The organism is Nonomuraea muscovyensis (genome assembly GCF_014207745.1).
In the GTDB taxonomy this organism is placed as follows: Bacteria; Actinomycetota; Actinomycetes; order Streptosporangiales; family Streptosporangiaceae; genus Nonomuraea; species Nonomuraea muscovyensis.
The window spans coordinates 2,588,099-2,606,331 of the sequence record NZ_JACHJB010000002.1 but is presented as its reverse complement, the minus strand read 5'-3'; the positions used below and the strand labels follow the sequence as shown (position 1 = coordinate 2,606,331).

Here is an 18,233-nt window from a genome sequence, read left to right as displayed (position 1 = left end):
CCGCACAGCGCGGCTTCCGGACAGCAGAGCCTAGGAGGACTTGGGTGAATGGCCGTAGCTCGTTTCTGATCGTCGCCAACCGGTTGCCGGTCGACCGGTCGATCGAGCCCGACGGAACGGCCTCATGGCGCAGGAGCCCCGGCGGGCTGGTCACCGCCATCGCACCGGTGATGCAGCGCCGCCACGGCGCCTGGCTCGGGTGGCACGGCGCGCCCGACGAGACGCTGGAGCCGCTGGAACAGGACGGGATGAACCTCATCCCGGTGCCGCTGTCGGCCCGCGAGGTCGAGCTCTACTACGAGGGCTTCTCCAACGCCACGCTCTGGCCCCTGTACCACGACGTGGTCGCGCCCGCGATCTTCGAGCGCGAGATGTGGGACGCCTACCGCGCCGTCAACGAGCGCTTCGCCGTCGCCGCGGCCGAGGCCGCCGACGAGGGCGCGGTGGTGTGGGTGCAGGACTACCAGCTGCAGCTCGTGCCCGCCATGCTGCGCAAGCTCCGGCCCGACCTGCGCATCGGGTTCTTCCTGCACATCCCGTTCCCGCCGGTGGAGCTGTTCTGGCGGCTGCCATGGCGCAAGGAGCTGGTCGAGGGCCTGCTCGGCGCCGACCTGGTCGGCTTCCAGTTGCCCGGTGGCGCCTCCAACTTCCGGCGGCTGTGCCGCAGGCTGCTCGGCCTGCCGTACAAGGGGAACGAGCTCTTCCTCGACGACCGGGTCGTCACCACCGCCGCGTTCCCCATCTCCGTCGACTTCGGCGAGCTCGACACCCTCGTCCGCGAGCCGCACATCATCCAGCGCGCCAAGGAGATCAGGGCCGAGCTGGGCGACCCCGAGCACGTGCTGCTCGGCGTGGACCGGCTCGACTACACCAAGGGCATCGGCCAGCGGCTGGAGGCCTTCCGCGAGCTGCTGGAGGAGGGGACGCTCGCGCCGGGAGAGGCGGTGTTCGTGCAGATCGCCACGCCCAGCCGCGAGCGGGTGGAGGAGTACCGGCGGCTGCGCGACGACATCGAGCTCCAGGTGGGCCGGATCAACGGCGAGCACTCGACGCTCGGCCTGCAGCCGGTGCAGTACTTCCACCAGTCGTACGGCCGTGAGGAGCTGGCCGCCCTCTACCTGGCCGCCGACGTCATGGTCGTCACCCCGCTGCGCGACGGGATGAACCTGGTGGCCAAGGAGTACGTGTCGTGCCACCACGACCTGTCCGGGGCGCTGGTGCTCAGTGAGTTCGCCGGGGCGGCCGACGAGCTGCGGCAGGCCTACCTCGTCAACCCCTACGACGTGGAGGACGTCAAGCGCCAGATGATGGCGGCCATGCGGTCCACGCCGCACGAGCTGGCCCGGCGCATGCGCACGATGCGGCGCCGGGTGGCCACCTACGACGTGGACCGCTGGGCCAGCGAGTTCCTCAACGCCCTGGAGTCACCTGCTTCAGAGCCCGCCACGAGTCGTACCGCTTCTTGGCAGTCCGATTGACCACGATCTGCGCCACGGACATGCCCACGCCCATCACGACCGCGTAGCCGATCGCCTCACCCATGCCGACCTCGGGGGAGTCCGGGTCGACCGGCGGCTCCTTGCCCGTCGTCTTCACCCAGACGAACCCGAGGATCTTGCGCGCCGCCCACGCGGTCGCCAGACCGACCAGTCCGCCGACCACCCGCCAGGCGACATCGGGCCTCTCCTCTGCCATGCGGCCTCTCCTTCCCGTATGTAACGAACACTAGTCTCTACCGCTTGTGCGACCTTGGAAGCCGTACCATAAGGAGGCATGACTCAGCAGCGACCAGAACATGCGCTCATGCCGGAGAAACCGACTCTCGACGGCTTGGAGCAGGTATGGGCGGCGCGCTGGGAGGACGAGGGCACCTACCGCTTCGACCGGTCCAGGACGCGTGATCAGGTCTACTCGATCGACACGCCTCCTCCGACCGTCTCCGGCTCTCTCCACGTTGGTCACGTCTTCTCCTACACGCACACCGACACCGTCGCCCGTTTCCAGCGGATGCGCGGGCGCGAGGTCTTCTACCCCATGGGCTGGGACGACAACGGCCTGCCGACCGAGCGCCGCGTGCAGAACCACTTCGGTGTCCGCTGTGACCCCTCGGTGCCCTACGACCGCGACTTCACACCTCCCGCCAAGCCTGATCCCAAGCGGCAGGTGCCGATCTCGCGCGGCAACTTCATCGAGCTGTGCGAGCGGCTGACCCTCGACGACGAGAAGGCGTTCGAGGAGTTGTGGCGGCGCCTCGGGCTGTCGGTCGACTGGACCATGACGTACGCGACCATCGACGGGCACGCGCGGGCGGCCTCCCAGCGGGCGTTCCTGCGCAACCTGACGCGCGGTGAGGCCTACCTCGCCGAGGCGCCGACCCTGTGGGACGTCACCTTCCGCACCGCCGTCGCCCAGGCCGAGCTGGAGGACCGCGAGTGGCCGGGCGCCTTCCACCGCATCTCCTTCTACGGCGAGAAGGGGCCGGTCTGGATCGAGACCACCCGGCCGGAGCTGATCCCGGCCTGCGTGGCCCTCGTCGCCCACCCTGACGACGAGCGCTACAAGCCGCTGTTCGGCACCTCCGTGCTGACGCCGATCTTCGGCGTCGAGGTGCCCGTGCTGGCCCACCACCTGGCCGAGCCCGACAAGGGGTCCGGCATCGCGATGATCTGCACGTTCGGCGACCTCACCGACGTCACCTGGTGGCGCGAGCTGGCCCTGCCGACCCGCCCCGTCGTCGGCCGTGACGGCAGGCTGCTGCCCGAGCCGCCCGAGGGCGTCGAGCCCGGGCCGTACAAGGAACTGGCCGGCAAGACCGTGCACAGCGCCCGCGAGCGGATCGTGGAGCTGCTGCGCGAGTCCGGCGACCTCGACGGCGACCCGCGGCCCGTGCAGCGGACGGTGAAGTTCTACGAGAAGGGCGACCGGCCGCTCGAGATCGTCACCACCCGGCAGTGGTACATCCGCAACGGCGGCCGCGACGCCGGGCTGCGCGAGCAACTGCTGGCCCGGGGCGCCGAGCTGCGCTGGCACCCGCCGCACATGCGGGTCCGCTACGACAACTGGGTGCAGGGGCTGGCCGGCGACTGGCTCATCTCCCGGCAGCGGTTCTTCGGCGTGCCGTTCCCGGTCTGGTATCCGCTGGACGACTCCGGCGAGCCCGACTACACCCGCCCGCTGCTGCCCCGCGAGGAGGAGCTGCCGATCGACCCCTCCTCGCAGGTCCCCCACGGCTACACCGAGGACCTGCGCGGCAAGCCGGGCGGCTTCGTCGGCGACCCCGACGTCATGGACACCTGGGCCACCTCGTCGCTCTCCCCGGAGATCGCCGGCGGCTGGGAGCGCGACCCCGACCTGTTCGCCCGGGTCTTCCCGATGGACCTGCGGCCGCAGGCCCACGAGATCATCCGCACCTGGCTGTTCTCCACCGTGGTCCGGGCGCACCAGGAGTTCGGCACGCTGCCGTGGAACGACGTGGCCATCTCGGGGTGGATCCTCGACCCCGACCGCAAGAAGATGTCCAAGTCCAAGGGCAACGTGACGACGCCGCTCGGGCTGCTGGAGGAGTACGGCTCCGACGCGGTCCGCTACTGGGCGGCCAGCGGGCGGCCCGGCACCGACACGGCCTTCGACACCGGGCAGATCAAGGTCGGGCGCCGGCTCGCGATCAAGATCCTCAACGCGTCGAAGTTCGTGCTCGGCTTCCCCGCGGCCGAGGCCGAGGTCACCGAGCCGCTCGACCTGTCCATGCTGGCCGCGCTGGCCGACGTGGTGGAGGAGGCGACGCGGGCGTTCGAGGGCTACGACTACACCCGGGCGCTGGAGGCGGCCGAGCGGTTCTTCTGGTCGTTCTGCGACGACTACCTGGAGCTGGTCAAGGCCCGCGCCTACGAGTCCGGCCCGCGGGCGGCCTCCGCCCACGTGGCGCTGCGCCGGGCACTCGACGTGCAGTTGCGGCTGTTCGCGCCGTTCCTGCCGTTCGTCACCGAGGAGGTCTGGTCGTGGTGGCGCGAGGGCAGCGTGCACCGCGCAGCCTGGCCCGCCGCCGAGCGGGGCACCGGTGACCCGGCCGTGCTGAGCGTCGCCTCCGAGGTGCTGCGCCAGGTCCGCAAGGCCAAGTCGGCGGCCAAGCTGTCGATGCGCGCCGAGGTCTCCCGCCTCACCGTGTCGGGCCCCGAGGCCGGGCTCGTGCGGCTCGCCCAGGACGACCTGTGCGGGGCGGGCACCGTGGAGGAGTTCGTCCTGCGCGACGGCCCGGAGCTGACCGTCGAGGTCACCCTGGAGGAGAGCCGGTAGCGCCGGGCGGCGCGGCGCCCGCCGTCCGGGAGCGGGTGCCGCGCCAGACCCGATCATTTAACCGCGCGCATCTCCGCGCCGGACGTGCCAGTCTGGGGGTGTGCTGAAGGACCGCCCCACCAAGCTCGTGCCACCCGTGCTGGCCACGATGGCCGCCTGGTGCGCCTGCCTCATCCTCGTCGGTGTGGTGGTCTACTTCTTCGCCCAGGGCATCGGCCGCCTCAGCTTCGTCGCGCTGCCCGTGGCGATCGCCCTGCTGCTGACCGCGCTGCTGTTCCCGCTGACCAACAGCCTGCGCCAGGCCGGGATGCGGCCCATCTACGCCACCTGGATCACCATGCTGGTCGCGCTGACCGTGCTCGTCGGCACCGGCTGGCTGATCGGCGCGCGCGCCACCGAGGAGTTCCCCAACCTCGTCGAGCAGGTGCAGGCGACCGCCCGCGACGTCCAGACCTGGCTGATCACCGGCCCGCTGCACCTGCAGCAGGCGCAGATCACCCAGTACGTCGACGAGGTCGCGACGATGGTCAACACCCAGCGCACGGCCATCACCGGCACCGTCCTGACGGCCGGCGCGGTCGCCGTCGAGGTGCTCGCCTCGCTCGTGCTGATGCTCTTCGTCACGTTCTTCCTGCTCAAGGACGGCGAGCGGATCTGGGGGTGGTTCCTCAAGGGGTTCGGCTCGATGTCGCCGCGCGTCGACCGGGCCGGCCGCGCCGCGTGGACCACGCTCTCCCACTACGTGCAGGGCACGGTGGCCGTCGCGGCCGTCCACGGGCTCATCATGGGCATCGTGCTCGCCGGCATGGGGGTGCCGCTGTGGGCGCCGCTGGCCGTGCTCATCTTCCTGGCCAGCTTCATCCCGATCGTCGGCATCTTCTTCGCCGGCACGATCGCCACGCTCGTCACGCTGGGCGCCAAGGGCATCGTGTACGCGCTGATCTTCGTCGGCATCCTGGTGGTGGAGCAGCAACTGGAGAACCACGTGCTCCAGCCGCTGATCGTCGGCCGGGCGCTCAACTTCCACCCGCTGGCGATCATCATCGTGCTGGCGGTCGGCGGCATCCTCGGCGGCATCGCCGGGGCGGCCGTGGCGGTGCCGGTCGCGGCCGTGATCTACCGGGCGTTGCCGGAGCTACGCCACGACGAGCCGATGGCCTTGCCACCGGCCGGACCATCGGCCCCACCGGGCGGCCCGGAGCCACCGGGCCCGGCGGAGCCGTCCGGCGACGATGACGCCACGCGGCTGGAGACCCCGGGCGCCGAGGGTGCCGCGACGCCCGAGAGCCAGGGTTCCGAGACGCCCGTGCGGCCCCGCGCCTCGGCCCTCGGAGGGACCGCCCGCCCGCCCGGCACCTCGCGCGGGGCCGAACCCGCCTGACCGTCCGCCACCGCCCGGCCAGGCAGTAACCTCGTCATTCGTGACCCGTTCACCCGTGACGACCCCGCCGCCGGAGGCCGACCAGCCCGCGGCGCACTTTGACGCACCACCCCCGGGCTCCGCGCTCGGATCCCACTACAGCCGCTGCTTCGGCTGCGGCGCCGACCACCCCACCGGCCTGCACCTCGCGGCCGTCACGCCCGACGGCGCGACCGTCGAGGCGGAGTTCACCGTGGGGGAGGCCCATCAGGGGGCGCCGATGCTCGCCCACGGCGGAGTGCTGGCCGCCGCGATGGACGAGATCATCGGCATGTCCGTCTGGCTGTTCCAGCGCCCGTACGTCACCGCGCGGCTGGAGACCGACTACGTCCGCCCCGTCCCCGTCGGCACGACACTCCATCTGCGCGCCTGGTGCAACGGGATCGCCGGCCGCAAGGCGTACCTTGAGGCTGAGGGGCGCATCGGCGCCCCCGACGGTCCGGTCGCCGTCCGGGCGGCCGCGCTCTTCGTCCAGGTGGACATGGAGCACTTCGCCCGGCACGGCGACGCGGCGGCCATCGCCGCCGAACACCACGATTTCGAGGTGAATCCTTGACCGGCACCGACCCCGGGGCGACGGGCGACCGGCCGGGCGCGCTGGAGATCGTCATCCAGCGGCTCGACCCCGGCCTGCCCGCGCCCGGCTACGCCCACCCTGGCGACGCGGGCGCCGACCTGTACGCGGCCGAGGACGTCGAGCTGCTGCCCGGCGAGCGGGCGGTCGTCGGCACCGGTCTGGCGATCGCGCTGCCCGACGGCTACGCCGCGTTCGTGCACCCGCGCTCGGGGCTGGCCGCCAGGCACGGCGTCACCCTCGTCAACGCGCCCGGCACCGTCGACGCCGGCTACCGGGGCGAGATCAAGGTGACGATCATCAACACCGACACCAAGGAGCCCTTCCGCGTCAGGCGGGGGGACCGGGTGGCGCAGCTGGTCGTCCAGCGGGTGGAGCGGGCGGTGTTCCGCGAGGTGGAGCTGCTGCCCGGCTCGGCCCGGGGCGCCGGCGGATTCGGTTCGACAGGACGTTGAGCGTCCGGCAGGACGCCCAGGCAGGGGAGAGTGAGACACGTGTTCCGACGTCGTCGTCGCGAGCAGCCCGAGCGGAACGTGCCCGCCGAGCCGGCCGCGCCCATGCGCGAGTCCGGCCCGTGGGACGCCGAAGAACCCCACCCCGACAGTGACAGGATCGACCTCGGCGGCCTGCGGCTGCCGCACAACCCCGACTTCGACGTCCGGCTGGCCTCGGTGGGAGACCAGCACATCGGCGTCGTCGTCATCCACGGCGACAGCACGCTGCAGCTCCAGGCGCTCGCCGCGCCCAAGACGCTGGGCCTGTGGGACGAGGTCAAGACCAAGGTCATGCAGCAGGTGAGCGCGTTGCGCGAGCAGCAGGGGCCGTTCGGCGCGGAGCTGGCCGGCGAGATCGCCGGCGAGGGTGTCACCCGCCCGGCCCGCTACATCGGGGTGGACGGCCCGCGCTGGTGCCTGCTGGCCATCATCCACGGCAAGGCGGCCGACGACGATGCCGCGGCCGAGCCGTTCCTCGACTTCCTGCGCGACGTCGTGGTCGTGCGCGGTGCCGAGCCGATGGCCCGCGAGGAGCCGATCGTGCTGCGCAGGCCCACCGAGCCCGGCGTCGAGGCCGAGGAACGGCCGGGGCTCAACCCGTTCAGACGAGGGCCGGAGATCAGCGAGACTCGCTGACGGTTCGCATCCGGCTCTCATCGCATAAGCTGATTCATCATGACTACGGCAGGGCCCCCCAGACGCGGGGGATTGCGCGGGTTCTTCAGCCGGCTGGCCTCCCCCCAGACCGAGATCGAGGCCCAGGAACTGCGGGCGGAGGCCGAGCAGACCGGCGCGACGCCGATCGCCTCGTGTGGCGGACGGCGTCGCTTCTGCGTAGCCGGTACGCTGCGTACGGTGACATTGCGCCCGCGGGGAGGGTCCCCCGCGCTTGAGGCCGAGCTGTATGACGGCTCGGACGTCATCGACCTGGTCTGGCTCGGCCGCCGCAAGATCGCGGGTATCGAGCCGGGCCGCATCGTCAAGGCCGAGGGTCTGGTCAGCATGCAGGATGGGCGCAAGGTGATGTTCAATCCACGCTACGAGCTGCGCCCAGGGAGTTGATCAGTGAGTACCGAGGCGGACGAGGTCGCCCACGACACCGTGGAGGCGGCCGTACGCTCCCAGCTCGCCAGGGCGTTCGGCGGGGTACGCGGCATCATCGAGGCGGCGGTGCCCACGGCGGCGTTCACGCTGTCCTGGATCACCACCGAGGACCTGAGGCTGTCGCTCATCATCAGCATCGCGCTGTCGGTGGTGCTGCTGGTGGCGCGGCTGGTGCAGCGCTCCACCCCGCAGTTCGTGATCAACAGCCTGATCGGCATCGCCATCGGCGCGTTCTTCGCCAGCCGCACGGGTGACGCCAAGGACTACTTCCTGCCCGGCATCCTGTGGAACGGCGCCTACGCGGTCGCCATGCTCGTCTCCATCGTGACCCGCTGGCCCGTCGTCGGGTTCCTCATCGGCTCGGTGACGGGCGACCCGACCGGCTGGCACAAGGACCCCGGCGTCGTGCGGCTGTGCACCCGGCTGACGTGGCTGCTCATGCTGCCGTGCGTGGTGCGGGTGGCGGTGCAGCTCCCCGTCTACCTGTTCGGCGGCGGCGACCAGGCCGTGGCCGCGCTGGGCCTCGCCAAGATCGCGATGGGCTGGCCGTTGCAGGTGGCGGCGCTGGGCGCGATGGTATGGATGCTCGGCAGGGGCCGCACCCCGATCAAGCCCGTCGCGCCCGCCTGAGCCGCCGGCGCCCAGCCGACGGCGGCCGCGTGCTCGCGCGCCGCGTGCTCGCGCGCCCGCGAGCGGAACGCGCGAGCCGGCCGCCCGGGGCGTCAGTGCTGGGACAGCAGGTGGGCGAGCTCCTGCTCGACCTCCTGGCTGGCCACGAACAGCAGCTCGTCGCCGGCCTCCAGCGGGTCGTCGTCGGAGGGCACCAGGACGCGGCCCTCGCGCAGGATGGCCACCAGCGCCGAGTCGACCGGCCACGGCACCGAGCCGGCCCGCTGGCCCACCACCGGGGCGTCGTCGGCGAGGGTCAGCTCCACGAGGTTGGCCTGCCCCTGGCGGAACGTCATCAGCCGCACCAGGTCGCCGACGCTGACCGCCTCCTCCACCAGGGCGCTCAGCAGGCGCGGGGTGGAGACGGCCACGTCCACGCCCCACGACTCGTTGAACAGCCACTCGTTGTTGGGGTGGTTGATCCGGGCCACCACGCGCGGCACCCCGTACTCGGTCTTGGCCAGCAGCGACACGACGAGGTTGACCTTGTCGTCACCGGTGGAGGCGACGACGACGTGGCAGTTGTTGAGGCCCGCCTCGTCGAGCGAGGCGATCTCGCAGGCGTCGGCGAGCAGCCACTCGGCGCGTGGCACACTGTCGATCTTGATGGCCCTGGGGTCGATGTCGACGAGCAGGACCTCGTGGCCGTTCTCCAGGAGCTCCGCGGCGATGGACCGGCCGACCGCGCCGGCCCCGGCGATCGCGACGCGCATCAGTCGTCCTTCCCCGGTGCGGCGGCGAGCACCTTGTTGATCCGGTCCATGTCGTTCTCGGCGGCGATGACGTGCAGGATGTCGCCCTCCTGCAGCACGGTGTCGTCGGCGATGACCAGCGCCTCGCCCATGCGGTTGATGAACGCGGCCCGGCACCGGGCGCGCGGCTCCAGGTCCGCGGCGCGGATGCCGATCCAGGCGGGGTGCACGGGCACCTCGGCCAGCACGACGGCCCCGGTCGGGTCGCGCCAGAGCGGCTCGGCCCCCTCGGGCATGACGCGGCGCAGGATCTGGTCGGCCGTCCAGCGCACGGTCGCCACAGTGGGGATGCCCAGCCGCTGGTAGACCTCGGCGCGGCGCGGGTCGTAGATGCGGGCGACGACGTTGTCGACGCCGAACGTCTCCCGCGCCACCCGTGCGGAGATGATGTTGGAGTTGTCGCCGCTGGACACCGCGACGTAGGCGGTCGCGGTCTCGATGCCCGCGTCGGTGAGCACCCCGCGGTCGAAGCCGATGCCCGTCACCCTCCGGCCGCGGAACCCGGCACGCAGGCGCCGGAACGCCTGTGGGTCGCGGTCGATGATCGCGACCGAGTGGCCGTTGTCCTCCAGGATGTGCGCCAGGGTCGATCCGACCCGGCCACATCCCATGATCACTATATGCATACTCCCCCGCATCTCGCGGTCGGCCGGTTGCTCGACACCAGTATGGCCTGATAGGGGAGTGCTCGACTGCAACCACGGAACCAAGGACTACGCTCTCGTTCTGTGGCGAAGATGACGGATCTTCTCAAACGCCTCCTCGTGGGGCGGGCGCTGCGCAGCGGGCAGCTCCACGAGCAACTGCTGCCCAAACGCATCGCCCTGCCGGTGTTCGCGAGTGACCCGCTGTCCTCGGTGGCGTACGCACCCCTGGAGATTCTCGTCGCCCTGTCGGTGGCCGGGGTGGCGGCGTACGCGTACGCGCCCTGGATCGCCGTGGCCATCGTCGTGCTCATGTTCACCGTCGTGGCCTCATACCGGCAGACGGTGCACGCCTATCCGAGCGGCGGCGGCGACTACGAGGTCGCGATGACCAACCTGGGCCCGAACGCCGGTCTGACGGTGGCGAGCGCGCTTCTCGTCGACTACGTGCTGACCGTCGCCGTGTCGGTGTCCTCCGGTGTCGACAACATCGGCTCGGCCATCCCCTTCGTGGCCGAGCACAAAGTCGGGGTGGCCGTCACCATGGTCGTCCTGCTGACCGTGCTGAACCTGCGCGGCATCCGCGAATCGGGCACCATCTTCGCCGTCCCGACCTACGCGTTCGTCGTCGGAGTCCTCGGCATGATCGCGTGGGGGCTCACCAGAGTCGGCGTTTTCGGTGACGAGCTGGTAGCGCCGAGCGCGGGTTACGAGCTGCGGGCCGAGCACGAGGGGTCCGCTCTAGCCGGTCTCGCTCTGGCGTTCATGCTGCTGCGAGCCTTCTCCAACGGATGCGCTGCGCTCACGGGGGTCGAGGCCATCAGCAACGGCGTGCCCGCCTTTCGCAAGCCCAAGAGCAAGAACGCGGCGACGACCCTGGCGATGATGGGTCTTGTCGCGGTCTCGATGTTCGTCGGCGTCATCGCGCTGGCGCTCATGTCGGGAGTCAAGGCGGCGGAGGACCCGGCCAGGCAGCTCCTCATCGACGGGCGGCCCGCGCCCGCCGGATTCACCAACGAGGCGATCCTCCCGCAGGTCGCCTCCGCGGTGTTCGGCCACGACTCGGCCGGGTTCCTGTTCATCAGCGCCATCACCGCGCTGATCCTCTTCCTGGCCGCCAACACCGCGTTCAACGGCTTCCCGGTCCTGGGCTCGATCCTCGCGCAGGACCGCTACCTGCCCCGCCAACTGCACACCCGCGGCGACCGGCTGGCCTTCTCCAACGGGATCGTGTTGCTGGCCGGGTTCGCCTGCCTGCTGATCTTCGTCTTCAACGCCAACCCCAGCGCGCTCGTCCACCTGTACATCGTCGGGGTGTTCGTGTCGTTCACGCTGAGCCAGATCGGCATGGTGATCCACTGGACCAGGCTGCTGCGGACGGAAACCGACCGACAGGCCCGTAGGCGGATGGTCCGCTCCCGGCTCATCAACGGCTTCGGCGCCGCGTTCACCGGGCTGGTACTGATGGTGGTGCTGGTGACGAAGTTCCTGATCGGCGCGTGGATCGTGGTGCTGGCCATGCCGGTGCTGTTCATCCTGATGCGGAGCATCCGCAGCCATTACGACAAGGTGGCGTCCGAACTGGAGATCACCGGTGACTACGACGCCACCGTGCTGCCGGCCCGCAACCACGCCATCGTCCTCATCTCCAAGATCCACAAGCCGACGATGCGGGCGCTCGCCTACGCCCGGGCCACCAGGCCGTCCACGCTGGAGGCCGTCACCGTCGGGGTGGACGGGGCGGAGGCCCGCCGGCTCCAGGAGGAGTGGGAGCGCCACGGCATCCCGGTGCCGCTGAAGATGCTCGACTCGCCGTACCGGGAGATCACCCAGCCGATCCTCGACTACGTCAAGCACCTGCGGCGCCGCTCGCCCCGCGACGTCGTGACGGTGTTCATCCCCGAGTACGTCGTCGGCCACTGGTGGGAGCACCTGCTGCACAACCAGAGCGCGCTGCGGCTGAAGGCGCGGCTGCTGTTCAAGCCCGGGGTCATGGTGACGAGCGTGCCGTGGCAGCTCCACTCCTCCGACCGGCTGACGGGGCGTCCCGAGCCGTCCGCGCCGGGGTCGGTGCGCCGGCCGTCGCGGCGCCGTGCCGAGGACGAGGAGATCAGCGCCCGCTGACTCCTGTCCGGGCACGGCCGACCGGGGCGAGTCCGGCCACGGCATAGGGTGTCCGTGTGGACAGTAGGGACAGGGAATCTCTGGAGCTGACGGTCGGTCCGGTCGCGCACGGTGGTTGGTGCGTCGCCCGCCATGAAGGGCGGGTGGTGTTCGTCCGGCACGCGCTGCCGGGCGAGCGGGTCGTCGCCGAGGTCACCGAGGAGACGGCCCGGTTCCTGCGCGCCGACGCGGTGCGCGTCCTCGACCCGTCGCCCGACCGGGTGACACCGCCGTGCCCCTACGCGGGCCCGGGCCGCTGCGGCGGCTGCGATTGGCAGCACGCGAGCCTGGAGGCGCAGCGGGCGCTGAAGGCCGACGTGGTGGCCGAGCAGCTCCAGCGGCTGGCCGGCATCGAGGCGAAGGTCGTGGTCGAGGAGGTGCCGGGCGCGCCCGGCGGGCTCGGCTGGCGCACCCGGGTGCAGTTCGCCGCCCGCCCCGGCGGCGAGCTGGGCTTCCGCAAGCACCGCTCGCACGACATCCAGGTGGTCGACGCCTGCCTCATCGCCCACCCCGAGGTGGAGGCCGTCGGCGCGGAGCGGCGCACGTGGCGGGGCGCGGCCGGCGTCGAGGTGATCGCCTCCGTCGGCGGCGACCGGGCCGTGGTCGTCAGGCCGCGCTCGCACCGCACCGTCGCCGTGCCCGACCTCGACGCCCCCGCCTCGATCCTGCTCGACCAGGGCAAGGGCCGCACGGTGGCGCGGCACGGCTCCGGAGTGCTGCGCGAGCGGGCCGGCGAGCGGGAGTTCCGGGTGTCGGGCAGCGGCTTCTGGCAGGTGCACCCCGGCGCCGCCGAGACCCTCCTCGACGCCGTGCTGGCCTACGCGGCGCCGGAGCCGGGGGAGTGGGCGCTCGACCTCTACTGCGGCGTCGGCCTGTTCGCCGCCGGGCTGGCCGAGATGGTCGGCCCGGAGGGCGCGGTGTTCGGCCTGGAGTCCGACGCCGCCGCCGTCCGCGACGCCCGCGCCAACCTGCGCGACCTGCCGCAGGCCAGGGTAGAGCGCGGCCGGGTGGAGGAGGCGCTCGACCGGTTCGAGATCGAACGCGCCGACCTGGTGGTCGTCGACCCGCCGCGGTCGGGGCTCGGCCGCGAGGTGGTCGAGCGGATCGCCGGGCTGGAGGCGCCGCGCATCGTGTACGTCTCGTGCGACCCGGCGACGCTGGCCCGCGACCTGGCGTGGCTGGCCGAGCGCGGCTACCGGCTCGACGGCCTGCGCGCGTTCGACGCCTTCCCGATGACCCACCACGTGGAGTGCGTGGCCCTGCTGGTCCGCGGCTAGCCGGACGGGCCGCCGTCCCGCTCAGCGTGGCGGCCGGGAGCGGGCCAGCAGCCACAGCAGCAGTGGCGCCCCGAGCACCCCGGTGACCACGCCGACCGGCAGTTCCACGTCCGGGATCAGCCGCCGGGCGGCCAGGTCGCTCGCCAGCACGAGGAACGACCCGGCCAGCGCGGAGACGAGCGGCGGCGGCCAGGCCCTGGTGCAGCGCGGCGCGCCATAGGGGGCGGGCCGGGGTGCCGTTTCCGGGTGTCCGGTTCGGGAAATGCCGGGTGGCGGGGTACGGATGGGGCGTACGGTGCTGATCATGCGTCTTCACCGGTACCGGCCCCGCACCGCCGAGCCCGGTCCGCCGGAGGTCCCGCCGCGCCGGCGGGGCCTGATGACGGCGGCGCTCGTCACGGCGGGCATCGCGGCCGCCGTCGCGGGGGCCGCCGGGGTGGCCGGCCGAGTCCCCGGCGACGTGCTGTCGTCGAGCGGCGGCTCCGTCAGCGGCTCCGTCGGCGAGTCCGTCGGCGGTGTCCCCGGCTCGCTGACCCACGGCGAAGCCCGGGCGGAGCCGCCCGCGCCCGGGCAGCGGGTGGAGTTCCTGGCCCGGCTCGGCCTGATCGCCCCCTGGCTGGCGGCCGAGAAGGACCGCTCGCTGATCCGCGCCCGTGCCACCTGCGACGACATCCGCCGGGGCAGGCCGGACGGCCAGCTCGTCAGCGACGCCCAGGAGCGCTTCACCGACGTCACCGCCGGCCAGGCCGCCGAGATCGTCGAAGCCGTCAGGCGCTGGTGCGCGCCCTGACGGCCCCTGCGCCCGGTGCCCGGGACCGTCCGGCGCCTGGAGCGGCGGCGGCCCGGGACCGTCCGGCGCCTGGAGCGGGCCGTCCGGCGCCTAGAGCCGCGGGTCCACCGGCTCCGACTCCAGGGCGAGGACGGCGAATACCGGCTCGTGCACCCGCCAGCCCGGCTCCCCGTCGGTGAGGCGGGACAGCGCCTCCAGACCCAGCGCGTACTCCCGCAGCGCCATCGACCGCTTCTTGCCCAGGAAACGCCGGCGCAGCACGTCCAGCGACTCGGTGTAGTCGGGCCCGTAGATGATGCGCAGGTACTCCCGCCCGCGCACCTTGACGCCCGGCTGGACCCGGCCCGGCACGTACCCGGCCGGCTTGACCACCATGCCCTCGCCCCCGGCGGCCGTCAGCGACTCCCACCAGTCCACCGCCTCCGCCCGCGACCGGGCGGAGTCCAGCGACACGAACACGTGCCGCGTCGGCGTGATCAGCGGCGAGTCGAGCCGCGAGAGCGCCGACAGGTGCCAGGCGTGCGGCTCCAGCGCCGTGGTGCGGCCCTCGCAGGCCAGGATCTGGAACGGCGCCAGCCGCACCCCCTCCAGCCCGTCCACCGGCCAGCAGTAGCGCGCGTAAGCGTCGCGGAACAGGGCAGCGTTCGCGGAACGGCGCCGGGTGCGGTCGAGCAGTCCGCCCACATCCAGGCCGCGCCCGGCCGCCGTCTCCAGCGCCGACACGGCCTCCGGCAGCGCCGTCCGCGCCGCGGCGCCCACCGAGGCGTACTGGCTGCGGATCAGCTCACCGGCCTTGGCCGACCAGGGCAGCAGCTCGCAGTCGAGCACCACCCAGTCCGACCCCAGCTCGGCCCACAGCGGCTCGCACGCCTCCCGCAGCCGGTCCACCAACGGCGCCGTGTCGTCGAAGAACGGCCGCCCCGTGCGCGTGTAGACGCTGCCCGTGCTGCCGTCGGCGACGCCGAACCGCTCCCGCGCCACCTCCGGGGTACGGGCCAGCACGGCCACGGCCCGCGAGCCCATGTGCTTCTCCTCGCACACGACCTCGCTCACCCCGGCGGCGGCGAACTCCTCGAACGCCTCGTGCGGGTGCTCCAGGTAACCGTCGAGCGCAGACGTCTCCGGCGGCGCCATCGTCGGCGGCAGGTAGACCAGCCAGCGCGGGTCCACCGCGAACCGGGTCATCACCTCCAGCGCGGCGGCGGCGTTCTCCTCCACGACCTTGACCCGGGTGCCGAACCGCGTCTCCACGTGCCGGGTGCCCCGCACGTCGTCGATGTCCAGCATGCCCGGCTCGCGGCCGGAGCCGGGACCGCCGCCGAGGGGTTTGGCCGGCTCGTACCAGACCTTCTCGGCCTGCACCTGGACCAGCTCGCGCTCGGGGTAGCGCAGCGCCGTCAGGTGGCCGCCGAAGACGCAGCCGGTGTCGAGGCAGATGGTGTTGTTGACCCATTCGGGACGGACCGTGGGGGTGTGGCCGTAGACGACCATGGCACGGCCCCGGTAGTCGTCGGCCCACGGGTAGCGCACCGGCAGGCCGTACTCGTCGGTCTCGCCGGTCGTCTCGCCGTACAGGGCGAACGCGCGGACCCGGCCGGAGGCGCGGCCGTGGAACGCCTCCTTCAGCCCCGCGTGCGCGACGACGAGCCGGCCGCCGTCGAGCTGGTAGTGGCTGATCAGCCCGTCCATGAACGCCCGCGCCCGCGCGGTGAACTCCGGCGGCTCGGCCGCGAGCTGGTCGAGCGACTCCTGCAGGCCGTGCGCCACCTTGACCTTGCGGCCGTTCAGCGCGCGGACCAGCTTCTGCTCGTGGTTGCCCGCCACGCAGATCGCGGTGCCGGCCTCGACCATGTCCATGACCAGGCGCAGCACGCCCGGCGTGTCCGGGCCCCGGTCCACCAGGTCGCCGACGAACACCGCCGTGCGCCCCTCGGGGTGCCGCACGCCCTGCCAGCCGAGCCGCTCCAGCAGCGACTCCAACTCGGCACGGCAGCCGTGCACGTCGCCGATGATGTCGAACGGGCCGCTCAGCTCCCGCTTGTCGGTCCACGCCCGCTCGAACCCGACGACGGCGGCGTCGATCTCGTCGAGGCCGCGCAGCACGTGCACCCGGCGGAAGCCGTCCTTGGAGATCTTCGACAGCGACCGGCGCAGTTCCTTGCGCTGCCGGACCACCACGCCCGCGCCGAAGTCGCGGTCGGGCCGGGTGGCGTTGCGCTCGATCGCCACCTCCTCCGGCACGTCGAGCACGATCGCATCGGCCAGCACGTCGTGGCTCCTGGCCAGGTCGATCAGCGCCTTGCGGGCGGGGTACTGCACGTTCGTGGCGTCCACGACGGTCAGCAGGCCGCGCGACAGGCGGACCCCGACGATGTGGTGCAGCAGGTCGAACGCCGCGGGCGTGGCCGACTGGTCGGTCTCGTCGTCGGAGACCAGGCCGCGGCAGTAGTCGGACGAGATGATCTGCGTCGGCTTGAAGTGCCGGGCGGCGAACGTCGACTTCCCGCTGCCCGAGACGCCGACGAGCACCACGAGGGACAGCTCAGGAACCCTGATCACGGGTGAAGACTCCCATCTGGGTGGGCGGGCCGAGCTCCGGGTCGTCGTCGCCCACGGGTTTGACGGCGAAGCGGTAGCCGTACCGGGCGGCCACGTCCGTGGCCCAGCGCGCGAACTCGGCGCGGGTCCACTCGAAACGGTGGTCCGGGTGGCGCATCCCGGTCAGGAACTCGTAGCGCACGTTGTACTCGGCGTTCGGCGTGGTCACCAGCACGTGCGGCGGCCGGGCGTGCCCGAACACCACCCGCTCCAGCGCCTCCAGGCGCGGCGGGTCGACGTGCTCGACGACCTCCATGAGCACGGCCGCGTCGTAGCCGGACAGCCGCTTGTCGGTGTAGGTGAGCGAGCCCTGGAACAGGTGCAGCCTGGCGCGCTTGCGCTCCGGCATCCGGTCCAGCTTGAGCTTGCGCGCGGCGATGGTCAGCGCCATGGACGACACGTCCATCGCGCCGACGCGGGCGAAACGCGGCCTGGCCAGCAGCTCGCCGGTCAGCTCGCCCTGGCCGCAGCCCAGGTCGATGACGCTGGACGCGCCCAGCTCCTCCAGCGTCGCCAGGACGGCCTCGCGCCGCTTGACGCTGAGCGGGCTCGCGGGCCTGGCCGGCGACTCCTCCCGCGGCACGGCGGCCTCCCCGGCCGGTTCGGCCGCGGCCGTCTCCTCGGCGGGGGATGTTGCCTCGGTGGGGGACGTCTCCTCGGCGGGGGTCGGCTCCTCCGCCACAGCGGGCTCCAACCGCTCCTCGGTGTCGTCACCGAGCTCCGCCAGCCGGGCCAGCGCCGTACGGGCCAGCGCCCGGTGCCGTCCCAGGTAGCGCCGCGTGATCAGCCCGCGCTCGGGGTGGTCGCGTAACCATCCCTCGCCGGCTCGGATCAGCTTGTCCACCTCGTCGGGCGCGATCCAGTAGTGCTTGCCGTGGTCGAGCACGGGCAGCAGCACGTACAGGTGGTTGAGCGCGTCGGCCAGCCGCACGGCGCCGCGCAGCTCCAGCCGCACGTAGCGCGAGTCGCCCCACTCGGGGAAGCCCTCGTCCAGGGGCACGGCCTGCGCGGACACCTCCCAGCCGAGCGGCTCGAACAGGCGTCCGGCCAGCTCGGGTCCGCCGCGACAGGGCAGCACGGGCAGCCGGACCTCCAGCGGCAGCGGCCGTTCGGCCAGCTCCGGCCGGATCCGGCACCGCCCGGCCCGGGCGGTGCGGAACACGTCGGCCAGCGCCACGGCGAGCAACGACGACGCCGCGTACGGCCGGTCGTTGACGTACTGCGACAGGCTGAAGTCGGGCGAGCCCTTGCCGCGCGAGCGGGCCAGCGACACCGGGTCCACGTCGAGCAGCAGCGCCGCCGTGCAGCGCTCCTCGCCCGCCTCGGGATAGAACACCGTGGCCGTGCCGAAGGACTGGCCGAACTCCTGCACCCGGTCGGGATGCTTGTGCAGGAGGAAGCCGAGGTCCGTGGCCGGGCGCGCGGTGGTCGAGATCGTCAACAGCACGGGGCAAG

17 protein-coding genes are annotated in these 18,233 nt (G+C 72.4%); 11 read left to right on the top strand and 6 right to left on the bottom strand.

All coding sequences use genetic code 11. From position 1 onward, the window contains the following. The first annotated feature begins 44 nt into the window (after positions 1 to 44). Complete coding sequence (locus FHU36_RS28795; RefSeq protein ID WP_185086911.1) at positions 45 to 1,478, top strand: alpha,alpha-trehalose-phosphate synthase (UDP-forming); 1,434 nt, start codon at positions 45 to 47, stop codon at positions 1,476 to 1,478. On the opposite strand, the gene FHU36_RS28790 is transcribed toward FHU36_RS28795, so the two are convergent. Then, the gene (locus FHU36_RS28790; RefSeq protein WP_185086910.1) at positions 1,411 to 1,695 is read right to left on the bottom strand and encodes a DUF4235 domain-containing protein; all 285 of its coding nucleotides are present in this window, start codon (positions 1,693 to 1,695) and stop codon (positions 1,411 to 1,413) included. The genes FHU36_RS28795 and FHU36_RS28790 overlap by 68 nt on opposite strands. A gap of 108 nt (positions 1,696 to 1,803) precedes the next feature. Here FHU36_RS28790 and valS point away from each other — a divergent pair, with 108 nt between their 5' ends. From valS to FHU36_RS28755, 7 genes are all read left to right on the top strand, one after another. Then, complete coding sequence (gene valS, locus FHU36_RS28785; protein ID WP_185086909.1) at positions 1,804 to 4,293, top strand: valine--tRNA ligase; 2,490 nt, start codon at positions 1,804 to 1,806, stop codon at positions 4,291 to 4,293. Between the two features lie 100 nt (positions 4,294 to 4,393). Continuing rightward, the gene (locus FHU36_RS28780) at positions 4,394 to 5,674 is read left to right on the top strand and encodes an AI-2E family transporter (protein WP_312891893.1); all 1,281 of its coding nucleotides are present in this window, start codon (positions 4,394 to 4,396) and stop codon (positions 5,672 to 5,674) included. 40 nt (positions 5,675 to 5,714) lie between these two features. Then, positions 5,715 to 6,269, top strand: a complete 555-nt coding sequence (locus tag FHU36_RS28775) for a PaaI family thioesterase (RefSeq protein ID WP_185086908.1) — start codon at positions 5,715 to 5,717, stop codon at positions 6,267 to 6,269. Further along, positions 6,266 to 6,742: a dUTP diphosphatase gene (gene dut, locus FHU36_RS28770; RefSeq protein WP_246502595.1), complete on the top strand. Its 477-nt coding sequence runs from the start codon at positions 6,266 to 6,268 to the stop codon at positions 6,740 to 6,742. Before FHU36_RS28775 ends, dut begins: the two co-directional genes overlap by 4 nt. A gap of 39 nt (positions 6,743 to 6,781) precedes the next feature. Next, complete coding sequence (locus FHU36_RS28765; RefSeq protein WP_312891892.1) at positions 6,782 to 7,417, top strand: DUF3710 domain-containing protein; 636 nt, start codon at positions 6,782 to 6,784, stop codon at positions 7,415 to 7,417. A gap of 39 nt (positions 7,418 to 7,456) precedes the next feature. Further along, the gene (locus FHU36_RS28760) at positions 7,457 to 7,843 is read left to right on the top strand and encodes an OB-fold nucleic acid binding domain-containing protein (protein WP_185086907.1); all 387 of its coding nucleotides are present in this window, start codon (positions 7,457 to 7,459) and stop codon (positions 7,841 to 7,843) included. A gap of 3 nt (positions 7,844 to 7,846) precedes the next feature. Further along, positions 7,847 to 8,515 (top strand): DUF3159 domain-containing protein, encoded by a 669-nt coding sequence (locus tag FHU36_RS28755; RefSeq protein ID WP_185086906.1) that lies wholly within the window; start codon positions 7,847 to 7,849, stop codon positions 8,513 to 8,515. Positions 8,516 to 8,607: 92 nt separating this feature from the next. On the opposite strand, the gene FHU36_RS28750 is transcribed toward FHU36_RS28755, so the two are convergent. Beyond that, a complete protein-coding gene (locus tag FHU36_RS28750) occupies positions 8,608 to 9,267 on the bottom strand; it encodes a potassium channel family protein (protein ID WP_185086905.1) in 660 nt (219 codons plus the stop codon). Further along, positions 9,267 to 9,932 (bottom strand): potassium channel family protein, encoded by a 666-nt coding sequence (locus FHU36_RS28745; RefSeq protein WP_185086904.1) that lies wholly within the window; start codon positions 9,930 to 9,932, stop codon positions 9,267 to 9,269. Before FHU36_RS28745 ends, FHU36_RS28750 begins: the two co-directional genes overlap by 1 nt. A gap of 111 nt (positions 9,933 to 10,043) precedes the next feature. On the opposite strand from FHU36_RS28745, the gene FHU36_RS28740 reads away from it, so the two are divergent. Further along, on the top strand, positions 10,044 to 12,074 hold the full coding sequence (locus tag FHU36_RS28740; protein ID WP_221496947.1) for an APC family permease: 2,031 nt from the start codon (positions 10,044 to 10,046) through the stop codon (positions 12,072 to 12,074). A gap of 56 nt (positions 12,075 to 12,130) precedes the next feature. Beyond that, positions 12,131 to 13,390 (top strand): class I SAM-dependent RNA methyltransferase, encoded by a 1,260-nt coding sequence (locus tag FHU36_RS28735; RefSeq protein ID WP_312891890.1) that lies wholly within the window; start codon positions 12,131 to 12,133, stop codon positions 13,388 to 13,390. A gap of 21 nt (positions 13,391 to 13,411) precedes the next feature. Here the strand turns inward: FHU36_RS28735 and FHU36_RS45900 are convergent, their stop codons facing one another. Then, positions 13,412 to 13,696 (bottom strand): iron chelate uptake ABC transporter family permease subunit, encoded by a 285-nt coding sequence (locus FHU36_RS45900; protein ID WP_185086902.1) that lies wholly within the window; start codon positions 13,694 to 13,696, stop codon positions 13,412 to 13,414. Between FHU36_RS45900 and FHU36_RS28725 the strand changes: the two genes are divergently transcribed. Beyond that, positions 13,695 to 14,180, top strand: coding sequence for a DUF732 domain-containing protein (locus tag FHU36_RS28725; RefSeq protein ID WP_185086901.1), 486 nt, complete (start codon positions 13,695 to 13,697; stop codon positions 14,178 to 14,180). The two genes, FHU36_RS45900 and FHU36_RS28725, sit on opposite strands and share 2 nt — an antisense overlap. 90 nt (positions 14,181 to 14,270) lie before the next feature. Here the strand turns inward: FHU36_RS28725 and FHU36_RS28720 are convergent, their stop codons facing one another. Continuing rightward, complete coding sequence (locus FHU36_RS28720) at positions 14,271 to 16,739, bottom strand: polynucleotide kinase-phosphatase (RefSeq protein ID WP_185086900.1); 2,469 nt, start codon at positions 16,737 to 16,739, stop codon at positions 14,271 to 14,273. After that, positions 16,723 to 18,225, bottom strand: a complete 1,503-nt coding sequence (locus FHU36_RS28715) for a 3' terminal RNA ribose 2'-O-methyltransferase Hen1 (protein WP_185086899.1) — start codon at positions 18,223 to 18,225, stop codon at positions 16,723 to 16,725. Before FHU36_RS28715 ends, FHU36_RS28720 begins: the two co-directional genes overlap by 17 nt. Between the last annotated feature and the right edge of the window lie 8 nt (positions 18,226 to 18,233).

Coding starts and splice junctions, on each gene's coding strand:
- FHU36_RS28790 (WP_185086910.1), bottom strand. CDS start 1,695: ATGGCAGAGGAGAGGCCCGATGTCGCCTGGCGGGTGGTCGGCGGACTG.
- valS (WP_185086909.1), top strand. CDS start 1,804: ATGCCGGAGAAACCGACTCTCGACGGCTTGGAGCAGGTATGGGCGGCG.
- FHU36_RS28760 (WP_185086907.1), top strand. CDS start 7,457: ATGACTACGGCAGGGCCCCCCAGACGCGGGGGATTGCGCGGGTTCTTC.
- FHU36_RS28750 (WP_185086905.1), bottom strand. CDS start 9,267: ATGCGCGTCGCGATCGCCGGGGCCGGCGCGGTCGGCCGGTCCATCGCC.
- FHU36_RS28745 (WP_185086904.1), bottom strand. CDS start 9,932: ATGCATATAGTGATCATGGGATGTGGCCGGGTCGGATCGACCCTGGCG.
- FHU36_RS28740 (WP_221496947.1), top strand. CDS start 10,044: ATGACGGATCTTCTCAAACGCCTCCTCGTGGGGCGGGCGCTGCGCAGC.
- FHU36_RS28725 (WP_185086901.1), top strand. CDS start 13,695: ATGCGTCTTCACCGGTACCGGCCCCGCACCGCCGAGCCCGGTCCGCCG.
- FHU36_RS45900 (WP_185086902.1), bottom strand. CDS start 13,696: ATGATCAGCACCGTACGCCCCATCCGTACCCCGCCACCCGGCATTTCC.